14 protein-coding genes and 3 tRNA genes are annotated in these 17,307 nt (G+C 75.2%); 10 read left to right on the forward strand and 7 right to left on the reverse strand.

Annotation, left to right across the window (positions count from 1 at the left end; genetic code table 11):
* Positions 1 to 150: 150 nt before the first annotated feature.
* From ACRYM2_RS02835 to ACRYM2_RS02850, 4 genes are all read right to left on the reverse strand, one after another.
* A complete protein-coding gene (locus ACRYM2_RS02835) occupies positions 151 to 2,703 on the reverse strand; it encodes an FtsX-like permease family protein (RefSeq protein WP_432519713.1) in 2,553 nt (850 codons plus the stop codon).
* Between the two features lies 1 nt (position 2,704).
* Complete coding sequence (locus ACRYM2_RS02840) at positions 2,705 to 3,478, reverse strand: ABC transporter ATP-binding protein (protein WP_432519715.1); 774 nt, start codon at positions 3,476 to 3,478, stop codon at positions 2,705 to 2,707.
* Between the two features lie 153 nt (positions 3,479 to 3,631).
* On the reverse strand, positions 3,632 to 4,276 hold the full coding sequence (locus tag ACRYM2_RS02845; RefSeq protein WP_432519756.1) for a response regulator: 645 nt from the start codon (positions 4,274 to 4,276) through the stop codon (positions 3,632 to 3,634).
* Between the two features lie 97 nt (positions 4,277 to 4,373).
* Positions 4,374 to 5,549: a sensor histidine kinase gene (locus ACRYM2_RS02850; protein WP_432519717.1), complete on the reverse strand. Its 1,176-nt coding sequence runs from the start codon at positions 5,547 to 5,549 to the stop codon at positions 4,374 to 4,376.
* Positions 5,550 to 5,722: 173 nt separating this feature from the next.
* Between ACRYM2_RS02850 and ACRYM2_RS02855 the strand changes: the two genes are divergently transcribed.
* The 3 genes from ACRYM2_RS02855 (at position 5,723) to ACRYM2_RS02865 (ending at position 8,893) form a co-directional block, all read left to right on the forward strand.
* Positions 5,723 to 6,775, forward strand: a complete 1,053-nt coding sequence (locus tag ACRYM2_RS02855) for a 3-isopropylmalate dehydrogenase (RefSeq protein WP_432519719.1) — start codon at positions 5,723 to 5,725, stop codon at positions 6,773 to 6,775.
* Positions 6,776 to 6,857: 82 nt separating this feature from the next.
* A complete protein-coding gene (locus ACRYM2_RS02860) occupies positions 6,858 to 7,997 on the forward strand; it encodes a branched-chain amino acid aminotransferase (protein ID WP_432519720.1) in 1,140 nt (379 codons plus the stop codon).
* 80 nt (positions 7,998 to 8,077) lie between these two features.
* Positions 8,078 to 8,893: a fumarylacetoacetate hydrolase family protein gene (locus tag ACRYM2_RS02865; protein WP_432519721.1), complete on the forward strand. Its 816-nt coding sequence runs from the start codon at positions 8,078 to 8,080 to the stop codon at positions 8,891 to 8,893.
* A gap of 48 nt (positions 8,894 to 8,941) precedes the next feature.
* Here the strand turns inward: ACRYM2_RS02865 and ACRYM2_RS02870 are convergent, their stop codons facing one another.
* On the reverse strand, positions 8,942 to 9,628 hold the full coding sequence (locus ACRYM2_RS02870) for a hypothetical protein (RefSeq protein WP_432519722.1): 687 nt from the start codon (positions 9,626 to 9,628) through the stop codon (positions 8,942 to 8,944).
* Between the two features lie 163 nt (positions 9,629 to 9,791).
* On the opposite strand from ACRYM2_RS02870, the gene gltX reads away from it, so the two are divergent.
* From gltX to ACRYM2_RS02890, 4 genes are all read left to right on the forward strand, one after another.
* The gene (gene gltX, locus ACRYM2_RS02875) at positions 9,792 to 11,300 is read left to right on the forward strand and encodes a glutamate--tRNA ligase (RefSeq protein WP_432519724.1); all 1,509 of its coding nucleotides are present in this window, start codon (positions 9,792 to 9,794) and stop codon (positions 11,298 to 11,300) included.
* A gap of 129 nt (positions 11,301 to 11,429) precedes the next feature.
* Positions 11,430 to 11,501 (forward strand) — tRNA-Gln (locus ACRYM2_RS02880).
* A 35-nt stretch (positions 11,502 to 11,536) separates the two neighbouring features.
* Positions 11,537 to 11,609: transfer RNA gene (locus ACRYM2_RS02885), tRNA-Glu, on the forward strand.
* Positions 11,610 to 11,682: 73 nt separating this feature from the next.
* Positions 11,683 to 11,755: transfer RNA gene (locus ACRYM2_RS02890), tRNA-Glu, on the forward strand.
* A 52-nt stretch (positions 11,756 to 11,807) separates the two neighbouring features.
* Here the strand turns inward: ACRYM2_RS02890 and ACRYM2_RS02895 are convergent.
* Entirely contained in the window at positions 11,808 to 12,551 is a 744-nt protein-coding gene (locus ACRYM2_RS02895; protein ID WP_432519726.1) for an IclR family transcriptional regulator, read from the reverse strand.
* A gap of 79 nt (positions 12,552 to 12,630) precedes the next feature.
* Between ACRYM2_RS02895 and leuC the strand changes: the two genes are divergently transcribed.
* The 3 genes from leuC to ACRYM2_RS02910 all read left to right on the forward strand — a co-directional run bounded on the left by leuC (position 12,631) and on the right by ACRYM2_RS02910 (position 15,610).
* Complete coding sequence (leuC, locus tag ACRYM2_RS02900) at positions 12,631 to 14,058, forward strand: 3-isopropylmalate dehydratase large subunit (protein ID WP_432519727.1); 1,428 nt, start codon at positions 12,631 to 12,633, stop codon at positions 14,056 to 14,058.
* A 29-nt stretch (positions 14,059 to 14,087) separates the two neighbouring features.
* Positions 14,088 to 14,693: a 3-isopropylmalate dehydratase small subunit gene (gene leuD / locus ACRYM2_RS02905; RefSeq protein WP_432519729.1), complete on the forward strand. Its 606-nt coding sequence runs from the start codon at positions 14,088 to 14,090 to the stop codon at positions 14,691 to 14,693.
* 338 nt (positions 14,694 to 15,031) lie between these two features.
* Positions 15,032 to 15,610, forward strand: a complete 579-nt coding sequence (locus tag ACRYM2_RS02910) for an HU family DNA-binding protein (protein WP_432519731.1) — start codon at positions 15,032 to 15,034, stop codon at positions 15,608 to 15,610.
* Positions 15,611 to 15,727: 117 nt separating this feature from the next.
* Here ACRYM2_RS02910 and ACRYM2_RS02915 read toward each other — a convergent pair whose 3' ends face one another.
* Positions 15,728 to 17,278, reverse strand: a complete 1,551-nt coding sequence (locus ACRYM2_RS02915; RefSeq protein ID WP_432519733.1) for a helix-turn-helix domain-containing protein — start codon at positions 17,276 to 17,278, stop codon at positions 15,728 to 15,730.
* Positions 17,279 to 17,307: the final 29 nt, after the last annotated feature.

Genomic DNA, 17,307 nt, shown 5'->3' on the forward strand with positions numbered 1-17,307 from the left:
GGCTCGCGGCCATCGCGAGCCGTCACTCATCGTGCACCAAGCGTCACCAAGGGGTGAGGCGTTCGGCGCAACGGCGGTCCGAACGGGTGACGCAGCGCGACGGGCCGGGCGGTTCCCCTCCTCACCGCCCGGCCCGCGCCCGCCCACCCCTCAGTCGGCGATGGCCGCCACCGGCGGGGTCTTCGCGGCCCGCCGCGCCGGCAGCACCGAGGCCAGCACCCCGGCGAGCCCGGCCACCACGACGATCCCGGCCACCTGCAGCCAGGGGACGTCCAGGACGACCGGCGCCTCCGCCGCGAGCACCGAGGAGGTGCCGGCCAGCCCGTAGCCGGTGCCCAGCACCACGCCGATCACCCCGGCGACCCCGGCCACCAGCAGCGCCTCCCAGGCCAGCAGTGCGCGCAGCTGCCCGCGGGTCAGCCCCAGCGCCCGCAGCAGCCCCGACTCCTGGCGCCGCTCCACCACCGACAGCGCCAGCGTGTTGCCGACCCCGATGAGCGCGATGACCACCGCGACCGCCAGCAGCCCCGTGACGATGAGCAGCATCGTCGTCAGCAGCTGGTCCAGGCTCGAGCGCAGCGCCACGACACCGCTCACGTCGCTGGTCGGCAGCGCGCCGGCGACCACGTCGGTCACCGCGTCGACGGCGGCGCCCTCCTCGGCGTCCGAGAGCCCCTCCCGCAACCGGACCCACGCCCCGGTCGGCTGCGCGTCCGGGGCCGCGCGGCGCACGTCGGCGGCCGTGGCGACCGCGAACTGCTCGGTGCCCGGCGCGACGCGCACCGCCAGCTCGACCTCCGGTCCGCTCGCGGGCCCGCCGGTGCCGGGGTCCGCGCGCACCCGCAGGCGCTCGCCGTCGCCCACGCCCAGCGTGGCGGCGGCCCCGGTCGACAGGACCACCTGTCCCTCGGCGGGCACCGGCGAGCGCTGCTGCGAGCGCACGACCTCGCGCGCCGCGGCGGGGTCGACGCCGGTGAGCGGGAAGCCGTTCCCGGCCGCGTCCACGACCTGCACCTCGTCGACGGCGGCCACCGAGGCCACCTGCTCCAGCCCGCGCAGCGCGTCGAGCACCTGCGCCCCGACGCCGTCCGAGCCCTGCACGACGACGTCGGTGGGGTAGGCGGCCTCGATGGCGTCGGCCGCGCTGGCCCGGGTGGAGGCGGCGCCGACGACCATGGCCGTCGTCAGGGTGACCCCGATGACCAGCGCGGTCGCCGTGGCCGCCGTCCGCCGCGGGTTGCGCGAGGCGTTGCCGGCCGCCAGCCGGGCCGGGACCCCGCCGAGGCGGCCGAACGGCGCACCCGCGACGGCGACCACCGCGGGCACCAGGCGCTGGGCGACGAGCAGGAAGCCGAGGAAGCTCAGCGCACCGGCCCCCACCGCGGGGGTGAGGCTGCCGGAGCGGGCGGAGAGGGCCATCGCGGCCGTCGAGGGCACGAGCACCACCAGGCCGAGCACCAGGCGCACCAGCCCGGCGCGCGAGCGCACCGCCGCCGGCGCCAGCGGGCGCAGCGCCGCCAGCGGCGCGACCCGGGTGGCCGCCCGGGCGGGGGCGGCGGCCGCGGCCACCGTCACCAGCGTGCCCAGGAGCAGGCCGACGACGACCGCGACGGGCGGCACGACGAGCCGGTCCAGCGCGATCGGCGCGTCGGTGCGCGCCACCACCGCGCCGACCGCGGCGGCCAGGGCCGCTCCGGCGGCCACGCCGACCGCGGAGGCGAGCAGCCCCACGACCAGCGCCTCCAGCAGCACCCCGCGCCCGACCTGGCCGCGGGTGGCGCCCACGCAGCGCAGCAGCGCCATCTCGCGGGTGCGCTGGGCCAGCACCACGGCGAACGTGTTGGCGATGACCAGACCGGCCACCAGCACCGCGACGGCGCCGAAGACCAGCAGCACGCTGGTCAGGCTCTGCGCGTCGCCGGTGTAGGCGTCGGCGACCTGCTGGGCGGCCTGCGCACCGGTCAGCGCCGAGAGCCCCGCACCGGCGGGCAGCAGCGCGCCCACCCGCTCGAGCAGCTGCTCGGGCGACGTCCCGCCGGCGGCCGCCAGCCGCAGCTGCTCGACGCCGCTCCCGCCCCAGGCGAGCACCTGGGCGTCGGTGGCGAAGAGCCGCGGCGCGATCCCGGCCGTCGGGTCGCCCCCGAGGTCGACGGTGCCGACGACCCGCACCTGCTCGGCGGCGGGCTCGGCGGCGGGCTCGGCGGCGGGCTCGGCGGGCGCGTCGACGGGAGGCAGGGCGGTCACCGACAGCACCGTCCCCGGCTCGACGCCGGCGCGGGTGGAGACCGCCACCTCCCCGGGGCCGGTCGGCAGCCGGCCGGCCGCCGGGCGCTGCCAGCGCAGCTGCTCGGCCGTCCCCAGGCTCTGCACGGAGGTGTAGGAGCTGCCGGTGCGCTCGGGCCAGCGCACCTGCGCGGTGGTGCTGCGGTCGAGGGAGACGGCGGCGACGCCGGGCGTCGCGGTCAGGGGGCCGACGAGGGCGCCCAGGGCCGCCGCGGCCTCGTCGCCGGGGTGTTCCCCTGCGGTGACGACGACGTCGCTGGCGGTGTACTGGGCGCCGACGGCCTCCAGGACGCCGGCCTCGGCGGAGGCGTTCAGCGACAGCGTCGCGACGACGAACCCGACGGCGATGACGATCGCCAGGCAGGAGGCGAGGACGCGCGCCACGTGGGCGCGCAGCTGGGCGGCGGTGGTGCGGAACACCTCAGGCCCCCAGGGTGCGCAGGGCGTCGATGACGTCGTCGGGCGTGGGCTGCACGAGCCCGCCCGCCAGGCGCCCGTCGGCGATGAGCACGACGCGGTCGGCGTAGCTGGCCGCCACCGGGTCGTGGGTGACCATGACGACGGTCTGGCCGAACTCCCGCACGCTGCCGCGCAGCAGGCTGAGCACCTCGGCGCCGGCGCGCGAGTCCAGGTTGCCCGTCGGCTCGTCGGCGAAGACGACGTCGGGGCGCGGCAGCAGGGCGCGGGCCACGGCCACGCGCTGCTGCTGGCCGCCGGACAGCTCGTGCGGCTTGTGCCGCAGGCGGTCGGTCAGGCCCAGGCGCCGCACCACGTCGTCCATCCAGGCGGTGTCGGGTTCCCGGCCGGCCAGCCGCAGCGGCAGCAGCAGGTTCTCGCGGGCGTCCAGCACCGGCAGCAGGTTGAAGGACTGGAAGACGAAACCCACCCGGTCGCGGCGCACCCGCGTCAGCTCGGCGTCGCGCAGCGAGGTGAGCTCGGTGTCGCCGAGGAACACCTGCCCGGCGCTCGCGGTGTCCAGGCCCGCCAGGCAGTGCATGAGGGTGGACTTGCCCGAGCCGGAGGGGCCCATGATGGCCGTGAACTCGCCCCGGCTGAAGTCGACGTCGACACCGGCCAGGGCGTGCACCCGGGCGTCGCCGCGCCCGTAGGTCTTGCGCAGGCCGACGGCGCGCACCGCCGGCCGGGCGGCGTCCACCACCGCGGACGGGTGGTGCGGGCTGGGGTGTTCGGTCACGGTCGCTCCCGGTTCGCAGGCGTTCTCCAACGCCCTCGACGCTAGGAGCTGCCCCGCCCGCGGCGCGTCCGGCGCGGAACTGATCCCGGCGCCCCGCGGGCGTCGGCCCTGCGGTGGACGCGCAGCGCCCGGGTCATCCCGTGGTCGGACGCCTCAGCGCGCGTCGCGCAGCACGTCGCCGGGCTGCACCAGCCCGGCGGAGAAGGCGAGCACGACCGCCTGGACGCGGTCGCGCGAGCGCGTCTTGGCGAGCACCCGCCCCACGTGCGTCTTCACGGTCGCCTCCGAGACGAAGAACCGCTGCGCGATCTCGCCGTTGGTCAGCCCGTGCGCCATGCACTCCAGCACCTCCAGCTCGCGCGGGGTGAGGTCGGTGGGCAGGGTCTGCGCGCTCGCGGCGGGGGCGGCGGCACCCGCGCGCAGCATCGGGCCCACGTGCTGCAGCAGCCGCCGGGTGGAGCTGGCGGCGATGACGGCGTCGCCGGCGTGCACGGTGCGCACGGCCGCGAGCAGCTCCTCCGGCGGGGCGTCCTTGAGCAGGAAACCGCTGGCGCCCGCGCCGATCGCGGAGACGACGTACTCGTCGAGGTCGAAGGTGGTCAGGACCACCACCCGCGGCGCGCCCTCGCCGCCCGCGGCGGCCGTGATGCGCCGGGTGGCCTCGATGCCGTCGAGGCCGGGCATGCGCACGTCCATCAGGACGACGTCGCACGGGGTCGAGGTGACGACCCGGACGGCGTCCAGGCCGTCGGAGGCCTCGCCGACGACCTGCAGGTCGGGCTGGGAGTCGATCACCATGCGGAAACCCGCCCGCACGAGCTGCTGGTCGTCGACGAGGACGACGCGGACGGGGCCGGTGTCCGGGAGGCCGGCGGGGGCGTCGAGGGGCGTCACGTCACGAACCGTAGGGGAGGGTCGCCCGCACGCTGAACCCGCCGCCGGGGCGGGGTCCCGCCGTGACGGCACCGCCGTGCAGCCGGGCACGTTCCCCCATGCCGACCAGGCCCTGCCCGCCGGGACCGGCCTGCACGAGCGCGGCGGCCCCGCGGCCGTCGTCGTCGACCCCCAGGCGCAGGGCGTCGGGGTCCCAGCGGACCTCGACGGCCGCGCGCGCGCGGGGCCCGGCGTGCTTGAGGACGTTGGTCAGCGACTCCTGCACGATCCGGTACGCCGCCAGGCCGATGGCGGGCGGCAGCTCGCGCGGCTGCCCGTGCACGCGCACCGCCACGTCCAGGCCGCTGGCGCGCACCTGCTCGACGAGGTCGGGGATCTGCCGCGCGTCCGGCTGGGGCGCGCGCTCGTCGCCGGGTCCCTGGCGCAGCACCCCCAGCAGCCCGCGCATGTCCGACAGCGCCTGCCGGCCGGTGCCGGCGATCGTCTCCAGCACCTGCGCGGCCGCCCGCGGGTCCGCGGCCGCGGCGTAGCGCCCGCCGTCGGCCTGGGCGATGATCACCGACAGGGAGTGGGCCACGACGTCGTGCATCTCGCGGGCGATGCGCTGGCGCTCGGCGGTGGCCGCCAGCCGGGACTCGTTCTCGCGCTCGACCTCCAGCAGGCGCGCGCGCTCCAGCAGGGCGAGCTCGTTCTGCCGGCTGGCCCGGCGCAGGCTGCCCAGCGCCCAGGAGGCCAGGACCATGAAGGCGATGAAGAACGCCCCCACGACGACGCTGCCCAGCCCGGCGGAGGAGAAGAACCGCAGCGAGCACAGCGCGGAACCGAACAACCCCAGGGCCAGACCGCCCAGGGACGCCCAGCGCCGGCCGTAGGCGGCCATGGAGTAGACCGCCACCAGCACGGCCACGTTGCCGAACGAGGGCGAGGGCGCCAGCAGCTGGACGATCCCGAAGAAGGCGACGAGGCCGCCGCTGACCTCGGGGAAGCGGCGGCGCACCGCCAGCGGCAGGCACATGGCCAGGCCCAGGAACCCGGAGAACAGCCCGCCGCCGGCGGTGTCGGCCGCGCTGAAGAGGCCGGCGAGCCCGGCCAGCACGAGGGCGTTGAGGGCGTCGACGAGGAGGCTGTTGGCGCGCGTCCAGCTGACGACGCGGTCGAAGACGTTCTGCCGCGGCACCGCTCGAGCGTAGGCAGCCGCACCGGCGGGGGCGTCAGACCGCGGGACCACTGCCGCCTCCACCGCCGGGAGGACGCCGGCCGCCCGCGGCACCGGCCGCCAGCCGTCCGCATCCTGGGACGCCGGTCCCGCATGCTGGACGGGCGGGAACCGGCCTCCGCTACGCTCGCGCCATGGCGGACACCCTGCGACTGGCGGTCATCCCCGGCGACGGCATCGGGCAGGAGGTCACCGCGGAGGCGCTCAAGGTCCTCGCCGCGGTGCTCGGCCCGACGGGGGAGCGGATCGCCACCACCGAGTACGACCTCGGCGCCCGCCGCTACCACCGCACCGGCGAGACGCTGCCGGACAGCGTGCTGGAGGAGGTCCGCGGCCACGACGCGATCCTGCTGGGCGCCGTCGGCGACCCCAGCGTGCCCAGCGGCGTCCTGGAGCGCGGGCTGCTGCTGAAGCTGCGCTTCGCCCTGGACCACTACGTGAACCTGCGCCCGTCCAAGCTGTACCCCGGGGTGCCGACACCGCTGGCCGAGCCCGGCGAGGTCGACTTCGTCGTCGTCCGCGAGGGCACCGAGGGGCCCTACGTCGGCAACGGCGGGGCGCTGCGGGTGGGCACCCCCGCCGAGATCGCCACCGAGGTCAGCGTCAACACCGCCTTCGGCGTCGAGCGCGTCGTGCGCGACGCCTTCGCGCGGGCCGCGGCGCGCCCGCGCCGCAAGCTCACCCTCGTGCACAAGCACAACGTCCTCGTGCACGCCGGGCACCTGTGGCGGCGCACCGTCGAGGCCGTGCACGCGGAGTTCCCCGACGTGGCCGTCGACTACCTGCACGTCGACGCGGCGACGATCTTCCTGGTGACCGACCCGGCCCGCTTCGACGTCATCGTCACCGACAACCTCTTCGGCGACATCCTCACCGACCTCGCCGCAGCCGTCACCGGGGGCATCGGCCTGGCCGCCTCCGGCAACGTCAACCCCGACCGCACGGCGCCGAGCATGTTCGAGCCCGTGCACGGCTCGGCGCCCGACATCGCCGGGCAGCAGGTCGCCGACCCCACCGCCGCCGTGCTCTCGGTGTCCCTGATGCTGGCGCACCTGGGCTTCGCCGACGCCGCCGCCCGCGTCGACGCCGCCGTCACCGCCGACCTGGCCCGCCGCGCCGGCGGCGAGGTCGGCCCGCGCCGCACCGCCGAGGTCGGCGACGCGCTGGCCGCGGCGGCGAGCGCCTGAACCACCGCCCGGACCACCGCCCCGGGGCGCCCGCGTCCCGGAGTACCGTCGAACCACCACCCCGCCGACGAGGAGAGAGCGCATGAGCGCCACGTCCACCGCACCGACCGCCGAGACCGCCACGGCCGCCGCGACGTCCCCGGTCACCTTCCCGGTGACGCGCTCGGCGGTGCCGGTGGCGGCGGAGCGGCGCGCGGAGGTCCTGGCCGCCCCCGGGTTCGGCAAGCACTTCACCGACCACATGGCGCTGGCCACCTGGACCAGGGGCACCGGCTGGCACGACGCCGGGATCGTGCCCTACGGCCCGCTGCAGCTGGACCCGGCCGCCGCCGTCCTGCACTACGCGCAGGAGGTCTTCGAGGGGCTGAAGGCCTACCGCCACGCCGACGGCAGCGTCTGGACGTTCCGCCCCGAGGCCAACGCCGCCCGCATGGACCGCTCGGCGCGCCGGCTGGCGCTGCCGGAGGTGGGTGAGCAGATGTTCCTGGAGGCGATCACCCAGCTCGTGCGCACCGACGAGGCGTGGGTCCCCTCCGGCGGGGAGTCCTCGCTGTACCTGCGCCCGTTCATGGTGGCCACCGAGGCCTTCCTCGGCGTGCGATCGGCGCACGAGGTGAAGTTCCTCGTCATCGCCTCCCCGGCGGGCAGCTACTTCACCGGCGGCGTGAAGCCGGTCTCGATCTGGCTGTCGCAGGAGTACACCCGCGCCGCCTTCGGGGGCACCGGGTCCGCCAAGTGCGGCGGCAACTACGCCGCGAGCCTGGCCGCGCAGGACGAGGCCGCCGAGCACGGGTGCGACCAGGTGTGCTTCCTGGACGCCAGCGAGCACCGCTACGTCGAGGAGCTCGGGGGGATGAACCTGTTCTTCGTCCACGACGACGGCTCGATCGTCACCCCCGAGCTGACCGGCACCATCCTCGAGGGCATCACACGCTCCTCCATCCTGCAGCTGGCGCAGGACCTCGGCCACGAGGTGGGCGAGCGCCGCGTGAGCATCGACGAGTGGCGCCAGGGCGTGGCCTCCGGGCGGATCACCGAGGTCTTCGCCTGCGGCACCGCCGCGGCCGTCACCCCCGTGGGCCGGCTGCTGTCCGCCGACGGCGAGCTCGTGCACGGCACCGGCGAGGCGGGCGAGGTCACCTCCGCGATCCGGGCGCGGCTGACGGACCTGCAGTACGGGCGGGCCGAGGACACCCACGGCTGGCTGCACCGCCTCGTCTGAGCGGCCGCCCTCCCCGGGGTCCGGCGCGGACCCCCACCGGGCCCCGGGAGGGCGTGCGGGCGGCCACTAGGGTGAGCCGCATGCGCATCGCGAGGTTCTCGTCCGGCGGTTCCGACCCCCGCTACGGCGTCGTCGAGGGCGCCCCCGGCGAGGAGGAGCTGCTCGTCGTCTCCGGCGACCCGCTCTTCACGCCGCTGAACCCGACGGGCGAGCGCGTGCCGCTGGTCGACGCCCGGCTGCTGGCCCCGGTCATCCCGCGCTCCAAGGTGCTGGGCGTGGGCCGCAACTACGCCGCGCACGCCGCCGAGCTCGGCAACGAGGTGCCCGACGAACCGCTGGTGTTCACGGTGCCTAACACCTCGGTGGCCGGTCCCGGCGACCCCCTGGTCATCCCCGCCTGGGCGGGGGAGGAGCTGCACTACGAGGGCGAGCTCGCCGTCGTCATCCGCCGGCTGTGCAAGGACGTGCCGCTCGCGCGGGTGCCCGAGGTGGTCTACGGCTACACCGTGGCCAACGACGTCACCGCGCGCGGCCTGCAGGAGTCCGACAAGCAGTGGTGGCGCGCCAAGGGCGCCGACGGGTTCACCCCGCTGGGGCCGTGGATCGAGACCGAGCTGGACCCGGCCGACGTGCGCATCGAGACCCGCCGGATCACCGGCACCGGCGCCGACGAGGAGGTCGAGGTCGTCCAGGACGGGCGGACCTCGCTCATGGTCCACGACGTCGCCGCCATCGTCGCCCACGTCTCGCAGGCCATGACCCTGCTGCCGGGCGACGTCATCCTCACCGGCACCCCCGCGGGGGTCGGGCCGGTGCGCGCCGGCCAGCGCGTGGAGGTGGAGGTCGAGGGGATCGGCGTGCTGTCCACGCCCTTCGTCGCCCCCGAGCCGGACTGAGGCCCGCCCGCCCCGGGCGGGGGAGCGGGACCCGCCCGGTGCGGAGGCTCAGCCCGCGGCGGGAGCGGCGATCGCCACGGTGAGCTGGTCGGTGGCCGTCTGCTTGGAGTAGTCGGACGCGCCGGGCGCCGACTGCTCCAGCACGTCGTAGCTGATGAGCAGCTCCACGCTGCGGGTCCCGGCGGGCACCTGCGGGACGACGAACGACGTCGAGTAGGCGTAGGGCGCCATGGCCAGGTAGCCCGGCGCCTGGCGGGCGACGTCGGTGACGGTGGTGGGCGCCGAGGTGCTGCCGTCGGCGGCGACCGCCGTGGCGGTGACGCTGAAGGAGCTGATGTAGGCGCGCTGCTGCTTCTTGGCGGTCCCCAGGTTCGGGCCGGTGATCGTGGCCGCCAGCGAGATCGGCTTGGCGGCGCCCGCGGTCCAGCGGGACATCTCCAGCGTCGACCAGTAGTCGACGGCCAGCCCCATGCCGCCGGCCTGCAGCTCGTGGTGCGCCGAGCCGAGGGCCAGGTCGTTGGCGACCGGCTCGACGACCACGCCCGCGGCCGGCTCGACCGCGGAGCTCGTCGTCTCCGCGGCCGGGGGCGCCGGGGTCGCCGTGGTCGCCGTGGACGTCTCCGGCGGCAGGCCCGCGGCCTGCAGCGAACCGCACGCCGTCAGGGTCGCCAGCGGCAGCAGGAGCAGCAGCGCGGCGGCCGTGCGGGAGGTGCGGAGCGGGGAGCGGGTGAGCACGGGGTCCTCCGGGCGTGAGTGCGGCGGGTGGCGGTTCGACGGTGGCACTCGTGACGCTGCGTCAGGGGTTCCGCCACCCGAACAGGCCATCGGTGACGCTGCGCGACCACCCGGGTGGACGCAAGGGCCGGTGCCGGAGCGGCCCCCCTAGGCTGGAACGGCCATGACTGACAACGCCGCCCCCGCCGCCGCCTCCGGTTCCTCCGTCCGGGTCCGCTTCTGCCCCTCGCCGACGGGCACCCCGCACGTCGGCCTCGTCCGCACGGCCCTGTTCAACTGGGCCTACGCCCGCCACACCGGCGGCAAGCTCGTCTTCCGCATCGAGGACACCGACTCCGCCCGCGACAGCGAGGAGAGCTACGCGCAGATCCTCGAGGCGCTGCGCTGGCTCGGCCTGGACTGGGACGAGGGCATCGACGTCGGCGGCCCGCACGAGCCGTACCGCCAGAGCCGCCGCCGCGAGCTCTACGACGACGTGGTCCGGCGCCTGCGCGAGGCGGGGCACCTGTACGAGTCGTTCTCGACGGCCGAGGAGATCGAGGCCCGCCACGAGGCGGCCGGGCGCTCCAAGGCCCTGGGCTACGACGGCTTCGACCGCGACCTGACCCCCGAGCAGGTCGCCGCGTTCCGGGAGGCGGGCCGCGAGCCCACCCTGCGGCTGCGGGTGCCCCAGGACCGCGACTACTCCTTCGACGACCTCGTGCGCGGGCGCATCGAGTTCAAGGCCGGTTCCTTCCCGGACCCGGTGCTGGTGCGCGCCAACGGCGAGCCGCTCTACACGCTGGTCAACCCCGTCGACGACGCGCTCATGGGCATCACCCACGTGCTGCGCGGGGAGGACCTGCTCAGCTCCACCGCCCGGCAGATCGCGCTGTACGAGGCCCTCATCGACATCGGGGTGGCGCAGGCGGTCCCGCGGTTCGGGCACCTGCCGTACGTCATGGGCGAGGGCAACAAGAAGCTGTCCAAGCGCGATCCGGAGTCCAACCTCTTCCACCACCGCGACCGGGGCTTCGTCCCGGAGGGGCTGCTGAACTACCTCGCCCTGCTGGGCTGGGGCCTGGCCGAGGACCGCGACGTCTTCGGCGTCGAGGAGATGGTCGCCGCCTTCGACGTCGCCGACGTCAACGCCTCCCCGGCCCGCTTCGACCCGGCCAAGGCCGAGGCGATCAACGCCGCCCACCTGCGCCTGCTGGCGCCGGAGGACTTCCGCGGGCGCCTGGTGCCCTACCTGCAGGCCGGCGGGGTGCTGCCGCCCGAGCCGAGCGCGGAGCAGCTGCAGCGGCTGGCCCAGGCGGCTCCGCTGGTGCAGGAGCGCATGACGCTGCTCGGGCAGGCGCCGGGGATGCTGGGCTTCCTCTTCAGCGCCGACGAGGACGTCGTCCTTCAGCCGGAGGCGACGGGGGCGCTGCGCCCGGAGGCCGCCGACGTCCTCGACGCCTCGCTGGCGGCGCTGGAGGGGCTGGCGGAGTGGACCACGCCGGCCCTGGAGGCGGCGCTGCGGGCCGCCGTCGTCGACGGGCTGGGGATCAAGCCCAAGTTCGCCTTCGCCCCGCTGCGCACCGCCGTCACCGGCCGGCGGGTCTCCCCGCCGCTGTTCGAGTCGATGGAGATCCTCGGGCGGGACTCCTCGCTGGCCCGGTTGCGCCGCCTGCGGGCGACGCTGGGCTGACGACCGTCCGCCCGGCTGCTGCCGCCCGGGACCTCAGGTCCCGGGCGGCGGTGCCGATTTGGGAAGCGGCGTCGGGAGCCGGTAGAGTCTGCGACGCACCCGGGCGGTTCGCCGGCCGGGAGATCACCATGGGGTATGGTGTAATTGGCAGCACGACTGATTCTGGTTCAGTTAGTCTAGGTTCGAGTCCTGGTACCCCAGCGCACGGCGCTCGTCCTCCGGGACGGGCGAGCTAGGGCCCCGTTGTGTAGCGGCCTAGCACGCCGCCCTCTCAAGGCGGTAGCGCGGGTTCGAATCCCGTCGGGGCTACTCACCAGCAAGCGTCCGGTCCGTCGGTCGCCGGGCTGGTCCGCTCTCGTCCACCGCTGGACGAGGCAGCTAGGGCCCCGTTGTGTAGCGGCCTAGCACGCCGCCCTCTCAAGGCGGTAGCGCGGGTTCGAATCCCGTCGGGGCTACTCCCAGGCCCCCGGTCACCGACCGGGGGCCTTCCTCGTCCCCGCCGCCCGCTCAGACGGGCACGGCGGGCCGGGCGGGCGGTACGACCGGCCGCAGCGCCGCCGTCAGCGCCTCGGCGGTCGCCAGCACCGCGTCGGCGTGCCGGCGGCCGGGGTGGCGGCCGAAGCGCTCGGCGGGCCCCGAGACGGACACCGCCGCCACGACGCGCCCGGACGGGCCGCGCACGGGGGCGCTGACGGAGGCCAGGCCCGCCTCGCGCTCGCCGCTGGAGTGCGCCCAGCCGCGGCGGCGCACCCCGGAGAGGGTGGCGGCGTCGAAGCGGGCGCCCAGCAGCTCCACCGACAGCCGCTCGGGGTCGTCCCAGGCCAGCAGGACCTGCGCCGCGGAGCCCGCCTGCATCGTCATGGAGGCGCCCACCGGCACGGTGTCGCGCAGCCCGTGCAGGCGGTCGGCGGCCGCGATGCAGACGCGGTGCTCGCCGTGGCGGCGGTACAGCTGGGCGCTCTCGCCGGTGGCGTCGCGCAGCGCCGTCAGCAGCGGCCCCGCGGCCGCCACGAGGCGGTCCTCGCCGGCGGCGGCGGCCAGCTCGGCGTGCCGGCCGCCGAGCACGAAGCGGCCCTGCAGGTCGCGCGCGACGAGGCGGTGGTGCTCCAGGGCGACGGCCAGCCGGTGCGCCGTCGGGCGGGCCAGCCCGGTCGCCGTCACCAGCTGCGCGAGGCTCGCCGGGCCCGCCTCCAGGGCGGTGAGCACCTGCACGGCCTTGTCGAGCACCCCGACTCCGCTAGTCTTGTCCACGGAGCGATACTGGCGTCTCAAGAAGTGAGATGCAAGCGTCGATCCAGCAGACCAGGCAGTCGAGGGAGGGGAACGCACCGTGGGACGCACGCTGGCGCAGAAGGTGTGGGACGACCACGTCGTCCGGCGCGGGCAGGACGGCGAGCCGGACCTGCTCTACATCGACCTGCACCTGCTCCACGAGGTCACCAGCCCGCAGGCCTTCGACGGCCTGCGGCTGGCCGGGCGCCCCGTGCGCCGCCTCGACCTGACGATCGCCACCGAGGACCACAACACCCCGACCGCGGACATCGACCGCCCGCTGTCGCTGCTGGAGGACCGCACCTCGGCCAAGCAGCTGGAGACCCTGCGCACCAACTGCGCCGAGTTCGGCGTGCGCATCCACCCCCTCGGCGACGCCGAGCAGGGCATCGTGCACGTCGTCGGCCCCCAGCTGGGCCTGACCCAGCCCGGCATGACCGTCGTCTGCGGCGACTCGCACACCTCCACCCACGGCGCCTTCGGCTCGCTCGGCATGGGCATCGGCACCAGCGAGGTCGAGCACGTCCTGGCGACCCAGACGCTGCCGCTGAAGCCGTTCAAGACGATGGCCGTCACCGTCAACGGCAGGCTGCGGCCGGGCACGACGGCCAAGGACGTCATCCTCGCCGTCATCGCCGAGATCGGCACGGGCGGCGGCCAGGGCTACGTCCTGGAGTACCGCGGCGAGGCGATCCGCGCCCTGTCGATGGAGGGGCGGATGACGATCTGCAACATGTCGATCGAGGCCGGTGCCCGCGCCGGCATGGTCGCCCCCGACGAGACGACGTTCGCGTACCTGGAGGGCCGCCCGCACGCGCCGCAGGGCGAGGACTGGGACGCGGCCGTGGCGTACTGGCGCACGCTGCAGACCGACGAGGACGCCGTCTTCGACGCCGAGGTCGTCCTCGACGCCGCCGACCTGGAGCCCTTCGTCACCTGGGGCACCAACCCCGGCCAGGGCGTCCCGCTGTCCGGCTCCGTGCCGGTGCCCGAGCGGATCGGCGACGACGGCGAGCGCCAGGGCGTCGAGCGGGCCCTGGAGTACATGGGCCTGGAGGGCGGCACCCCCATGCGCGAGATCGCCGTCGACACCGTCTTCATCGGCTCCTGCACCAACAGCCGCATCGAGGACCTGCGCGCCGCGGCCGAGGTCGTGCGCGGGCGCCGCAAGGCCGACGGCGTGCGCGTCATGGTCGTACCCGGCTCGGCGAAGGTGCGCCTGCAGGCCGAGGCGGAGGGCATCGACGTCGTCTTCAAGGAGTTCGGCGCCGACTGGCGCTTCGCCGGCTGCTCGATGTGCCTGGGCATGAACCCCGACCAGCTGGCCCCCGGTGAGCGCTGCGCCTCCACCTCCAACCGCAACTTCGAGGGCCGGCAGGGCAAGGGCGGGCGCACCCACCTGGTGAGCCCGCTGGTGGCCGCGGCGACCGCCGTGCGCGGCACGCTCAGCTCGCCCGCCGACCTCGACCCCGCCCCCGTCGCCTGACCGCCCGCCCGAGCCTGGAGGAGCCAGCCGTGGAGAAGTTCACCGTCCACACCGGTGTGGGAGTCCCGCTACGGCGCACGGACGTCGACACCGACCAGATCATCCCCGCCGTCTACCTCAAGCGCGTCACCAAGACCGGCTTCGAGGACGCCCTCTTCGCCGCCTGGCGCGGCGACCCGTCCTTCGTGCTCAACCAGGAGCCCTACCGCCCCGGGTCGGTCCTGGTGGCCGGCAAGGACTTCGGCACCGGCTCCAGCCGCGAGCACGCCGTCTGGGCCCTGCGCGACTACGGCTTCAAGGCCGTCCTCGCCCCCCGCTTCGGCGACATCTTCCGCGGCAACTCCGGCAAGCAGGGGCTGCTGGCGGCCGTCGTCGAGCAGAGCGACATCGAGCTCATCTGGAAGGCGCTGGAGGCCCACCCGGGCACCGAGGTGACCGTCGACCTCGTCGAGCAGGTCGTGCGCGTGGACGACTTCACCGCCCGCTTCCAGGTCGACTCCTCCATCCGCTGGCGGCTCATGGAGGGCCTGGACGACATCAGCCTGACCCTGCGCCACGCCGACGAGATCGCCGCCTTCGAGTCGCGCCGGCCCTCCTTCAAGCCGACGACGACCCCGCTGGCCCCGGCGGGCTGACCGCCCGCCCGACCGCCGGCCCCGAGGGCCCCGGACCGCGCTGCGCCGCAGCGCGACCGGGGCCCTCGTGCGTGCAGGGCCGTTGCGGCGCAACGACTCCCTGCCCGCGCGGGTCGCCGTCCGTGGTGCCGCGACGGTCCCGGGAACCGGCTGCGGCACAGGGCAGTCGACCGGCGGTCGGGCGGAGTCGACTGCGCCGCAACGACTCGCCGCCACGCCGGTGGTGGACTCCGGTGATCGCTGGTCGTACCGTTCACCCGTCGGGCTCCTGCTCGGCTGTGCGCAGACGCTTGCGCGAGGACATGCACGGACGACCCGGTCCCCCCAGGAGGAGCCCCGTGAACAAGGCAGAGATGGTGGACGCCCTCGAGGCGCGCCTCGGCGGCAAGAAGCAGGCGGTGACGGCGGTCGAGGCGATCGTCGAGCTCATCACGCTGACCGTCGCCAAGGGCGACAAGGTGGCCATCAGCGGTTTCGGCACCTTCGAGAAGCAGGCGCGCAACGCCCGCACGGGCCGCAACCCGCGCACCGGCGAGGCCGTCAAGATCAAGAAGACCTCGGTCCCGCGCTTCCGCCCCGGCACGGCCTTCAAGGAGGTCGTCTCCGACACCAAGGCGCTGCGCGCGTTCCAGGCGGCCGCCAAGGAGCGGGCCACCGGCACGGCGACCGGGATCCGGGTGCCCTCCTCGGCGTCCGCGGCCCCCGCGGCGTCGGCCTCCTCGACGACGGCCAAGAAGGCGGCCCCGGCCACCAGGAGCGCCACCGCCGGTCGCACGGCTCCCGCGGCGAAGAAGGCCGCCGCGGCGCCGGCGCGCAAGACCGCCGCCAAGAGCGCGGCGGCCGCGGCGCCCGCCGCCCGCAAGGCGGCCCCGGCCAAGACGGCGACGACCACCCGCCGCACCGCCAAGAAGGCCTGAGCACCACCCCGCAGCACCCGCAGCACCCGCGGGCCCGTCACGCACGGACGCCCCCGCACCGGTCCAGGCTGGGGCGGGGGCGTCCGTGCGTGCGGCGGCGGTCGGCCGCCGCTCGCGTCAGTCCTTGAAGGTCTCGATCTGCGCGCCCAGCGGCGCCAGCCGCTCGGCCAGCTGCTCGTAGCCGCGGGCGATGATGTCCACGTTGCGCAGCACCGAGGTGCCCTTGGCCGCCAGCATGGCCAGCAGGACGACCACCGCCGGTCGCAGCGCGGGCGGGCACAGCACCTCCGCGCCCGACCAGCGGGTGGGGCCCTCGACGAGCACCCGGTGCGGGTCGAGCAGCTTCACGCGCGCCCCCAGCCGGTTCAGCTCGGTGAGGTAGATGGCGCGGTTGTCGTAGACCCAGTCGTGCACCGTCGTCGACCCCTCCGCGCTCGCCGCGATGACGGCGAAGAACGGCAGGTTGTCGATGTTCAGGCCCGGGAACGGCATCGGGTGGATCTTGTCGATCGGCGCCTTGAGCTCGGAGGGGTGCACCGTGATGTCGACCAGCCGGGTCCGGCCGTTGGCCGCGGTGTACTCCTCGGACAGGTCGTACTCCAGGCCCATCTCGGACAGGATCGCCAGCTCGATCTCGAGGAACTCGATCGGCGCCCGCGTCACCGTCAGCTCCGAGTGCGTGACGATCGCCGCGGTCAGCAGGCTCATCGCCTCGACCGGGTCCTCGGAGGGGGAGTAGTCGACGTCCACGGCGATGTCGGGCACGCCGTGCACGACGAGCGTGGTGGTGCCGATGCCGTCGATGCGCACGCCCAGCTGCTCCAGGAAGAAGCACAGGTCCTGCACCATGTAGTTGGGGCTGGCGTTGCGGATGGTCGTCACGCCGTCGACGCGGGCCGCGGCCATGAGCGCGTTCTCGGTGACGGTGTCGCCGCGCTCGGTGAGCACGATCGGGCGGCGCGGGGTCACGGAGCGGTCGACGCTGGCGTGGTAGTTGCCCGTGGTCGCCGTCACCGACAGCCCGAACGGCCGCAGGGCCACCATGTGCGGCTCGACGGTGCGGGTGCCCAGGTCGCAGCCACCGGCGTAGGGGAGCGCGAACTCCTCGTAGCGGTGCAGCAGCGGCCCGAGCATCATGATGATGCTGCGGGTGCGGCGCGCCGTCTCGCCGTCCATCGCGTCCAGGTCCAGCTCGGTGGGCACGTCGAGGACGAGGTCGGCCTCGTTGACCCACTCGTAGCGCACGCCGATGCTGCCGAGCACCTCCAGGATCCGGTGGATCTCCAGGATGCGCGCGACACCGCGCAGCGTCGTGCGCCCGCGGTTCAGCAGCGCCGCGCACAGCAGCGCGACGCCGGCGTTCTTGCTCGACTTGACCGCGATGCTGCCGGAGAGCTGGATGCCGCCGTGCACGCGCAGGTGGGTGGGGCCGGGGCGCCCGATCGAGACGATGTCGTCCTGCAACGCGTGCCCGACGCGCTGCAGCATGTCGATCGAGACGTTCTGCTGGCCCTGCTCCATGCGGTGCACGGCGCTCTGGGAGGTGCCCAGGCGTTCGGCGAGCTGCACCTGCGTCAGACCGCGGTGCTTGCGGGCGTCACGGATGAGCGCGCCGATCTGCGCGAGGTGGTCGCTGGTCGGCGTGAACTGCTCGGTGGAGACTGCCATGCCCGCACGCTATCTCACAGATGAGATAA

Origin of the sequence: Kineococcus aridisoli, from assembly GCF_050871885.1 — a bacterium.
Taxonomy (GTDB): Bacteria; Actinomycetota; Actinomycetes; order Actinomycetales; family Kineococcaceae; genus Kineococcus.

What these genes read in the sequence shown, in the direction of transcription:
- ACRYM2_RS02845 (WP_432519756.1), bottom strand. Translation starts at nt 4,276, where the DNA reads ATGGTGATCGACTCCCAGCCCGACCTGCAGGTCGTCGGCGAGGCCTCC.
- ACRYM2_RS02855 (WP_432519719.1), top strand. Translation starts at nt 5,723, where the DNA reads ATGGCGGACACCCTGCGACTGGCGGTCATCCCCGGCGACGGCATCGGG.
- ACRYM2_RS02860 (WP_432519720.1), top strand. Translation starts at nt 6,858, where the DNA reads ATGAGCGCCACGTCCACCGCACCGACCGCCGAGACCGCCACGGCCGCC.
- ACRYM2_RS02865 (WP_432519721.1), top strand. Translation starts at nt 8,078, where the DNA reads ATGCGCATCGCGAGGTTCTCGTCCGGCGGTTCCGACCCCCGCTACGGC.
- gltX (WP_432519724.1), top strand. Translation starts at nt 9,792, where the DNA reads ATGACTGACAACGCCGCCCCCGCCGCCGCCTCCGGTTCCTCCGTCCGG.
- ACRYM2_RS02915 (WP_432519733.1), bottom strand. Translation starts at nt 17,278, where the DNA reads ATGGCAGTCTCCACCGAGCAGTTCACGCCGACCAGCGACCACCTCGCG.